General features: G+C 37.3%; 2 protein-coding genes. Both read left to right on the top strand.

The window, feature by feature from the left end:
• Positions 1-157: 157 nt before the first annotated feature.
• Positions 158-1,120, top strand: coding sequence for an L-threonine 3-dehydrogenase (locus QHH19_07155; GenBank protein MDH7518097.1), 963 nt, complete (start codon positions 158-160; stop codon positions 1,118-1,120).
• A gap of 81 nt (positions 1,121-1,201) precedes the next feature.
• Positions 1,202-2,308, top strand: a complete 1,107-nt coding sequence (locus tag QHH19_07150) for a class I fructose-bisphosphate aldolase (GenBank protein ID MDH7518096.1) — start codon at positions 1,202-1,204, stop codon at positions 2,306-2,308.
• Positions 2,309-2,591: the final 283 nt, after the last annotated feature.

Raw genomic sequence — 2,591 nt, 5'->3', positions numbered from 1 at the left:
TTCTCATCCCATCTTCCCAAAAAAATCAATGAAGTTATAGGTTAAAAATATTTACGATTGTACTTTCCGAAGTACTGAAAACAGCAAAATATGTATACTCTTTTTCTATAGCGGTTAGATAATTCAAGGGGATTAATCTATTATGAAAAATAAAGATATGAAGAAGATACTTGTAACAGGTGCTGTTGGTCAGATAGGCTCAGAACTTACAATGGAGCTAAGGAAAAGATACGGTAATGACAATGTTATAGCTACCGGAAGAAAAACCAAGCCAAGCGACAAACTTCTCAATTCAGGTCCTTTCGAGTTCATTGACATAGTTAAGAAGGAAACTGTGGAGAAAGTTGTCGATGATTATGATATCGACACTATTTATAATATGGCTGCTATTCTTTCTGCTGTTGGTGAAAAAAACCCTGCGCTCTGCTGGGATGTAAACATAAATGGTTTGTATAACATCTTAGAAATTGCTAGGGAGAAAGAGTTAGCCCGTGTTTTTGTGCCTAGTTCTATCGCTGTTTTTGGTCCTGAGACGCCCCAGTATAACACTCCTCAGGAGACAGTTCTCAAACCAAAGACTATGTATGGTGTAACAAAAGTCGCTGGGGAGCTGCTTGGTGATTACTACTTTAAACGATTTGGCATCGACGTGCGGGGTGTCCGTTATCCTGGTATAATAAGTAGTGAAACACTTCCAGGTGGTGGCACAACTGATTACGCTGTTGAGATATTCTACGAGGCTATTAAGAAAAGGAGGTATACGTGTTTTTTAAGAGAGGATACTACATTGCCTATGATGTATATGCCTGATTGTCTAAAAGCAACCATTGATCTCATGGAGGCGGATATATCAAAGTTAAAGCATCACTGTGATTTTAATGTAGCGTCTATGAGTTTTTCAGCTGGTGAGCTTGCCAGTGAGATTAAAAAACATATTCCAGATTTTAAATGTGACTATAAACCTGATTTTCGTCAGGCTATAGCTGATTCTTGGCCTAAATCTATTGATGACAGTGCTGCTAGAAAGGAATGGGGTTGGAAACCAAAGTATAATCTTGCTACTATGACAGAGGATATGCTTAAAAAACTTGGTGAACGATATAAGAAGGGAGAAATCTAAAAAAAATTTTTTTTGTATTAGAAAGGTTTTTGTGCTGAAACATATTTTATAGTAAGTTGAAAGTGGTACTCAATGATAGAAATGGAGTTAGAGGAGATGATTAAAGAATATTGGAGTGGGGATATAGATACTATACGTGGTATACTAGGTGCTGAATCAGATTATCTTTTGAATCATACATGTGAGAAGATACGTAAAGAAAACTTGCATTTACCTGGTCATAATTTTATTGAGAGAACATTCGAATGCTCTGACAGACCAACTCAGGTTTTGCGGAATCTTAGAGCAATTTTTGAACATGGTAGACTAGGTGGTACAGGTTATCTGTCAATATTACCAGTTGATCAAGGTATTGAGCATTCTGCAGCCGCATCTTTTACACCAAACCAATTATATTTTGATCCAGAAAACATAGTGAAACTTGCTATTCTAGGTGGCTGCAATGCTGTTGCATCAACACTTGGTGTTCTAGGTTCTGTTTCAAGGAGGTATGCTCACAAGATACCCTTTATTGTTAAATTAAATCATAACGAATTATTGACATATCCAAATAAATTCGATCAGATAATGTTCGCTGGTGTTGACCAGGCATGGGAGATGGGTGCAGCAGCAGTTGGTTGCACAATATATTTCGGTTCAAACGAGTCTTCTCGCCAGATACAAGAGGTGAGCCAGGCTTTTAAATATGCGCATGAACTAGGTATGGCAACAGTGCTATGGTGTTATCTGAGAAACCCTGCATTCAGAGTAGATGGAAAGGATTATCACACCTCAGCTGATCTAACAGGGCAGGCTAACCATATAGGTGTTACGATAGAAGCAGACATAGTTAAACAAAAACTACCCACGTTAAACGGCGGTTATGTTGCACTTAACCGTGATGGTGTTAAATACGGTCAGATGGACAACAGGGCATACACTGAATTAGCATCAGATCATCCTATAGATCTTACAAGATACCAGGTTGCAAACTGCTATATGGGTCGTATAGGTCTGATTAACTCAGGTGGTGCCTCAGGCACAAATGATCTATTTGAAGCTGTTAAAACAGCTGTGATAAACAAACGCGCTGGTGGAATGGGGCTAATCTTAGGTAGAAAGGCTTTCCAAAAACCTATGGAAGAAGGAATAAGGTTACTAAACGCTGTACAGGATGTTTATCTCTGTGAAGATATAACAATTGCTTAGTCGACTTTAAAATCTCAACACATCTTACTTATTTTTGATTAAATAATCTAAGGATATTTCAGAAAAGGTGCTGTTAACTTAAGACTTTTTAAGGAGGATTTTTAAGTCGTAAATCTGAAATTCCATTCTAAATAATGAAGCTAAAGTAATGCATATGAAGATATTGTCGCGAAGCATCGATGTATCGAGAATATTTTTGTCATGAATTATATAGGTGACATAGCCTTAAATGAACCTTCAAAGGGGCAATAATTTCTCCTTATATTTTCGTTAAGTTAACAAC

Source organism: Candidatus Thermoplasmatota archaeon, assembly GCA_029907305.1.
Taxonomy (GTDB): domain Archaea; phylum Thermoplasmatota; class E2; order DHVEG-1; family DHVEG-1; genus JARYMC01.
The sequence above is the reverse complement of the archived record's forward strand: the minus strand, read 5'-3'. Positions and strand labels throughout refer to the sequence as shown.

Coding starts and splice junctions, on each gene's coding strand:
- QHH19_07155 (MDH7518097.1), top strand. CDS start 158: ATGAAGAAGATACTTGTAACAGGTGCTGTTGGTCAGATAGGCTCAGAA.
- QHH19_07150 (MDH7518096.1), top strand. CDS start 1,202: ATGGAGTTAGAGGAGATGATTAAAGAATATTGGAGTGGGGATATAGAT.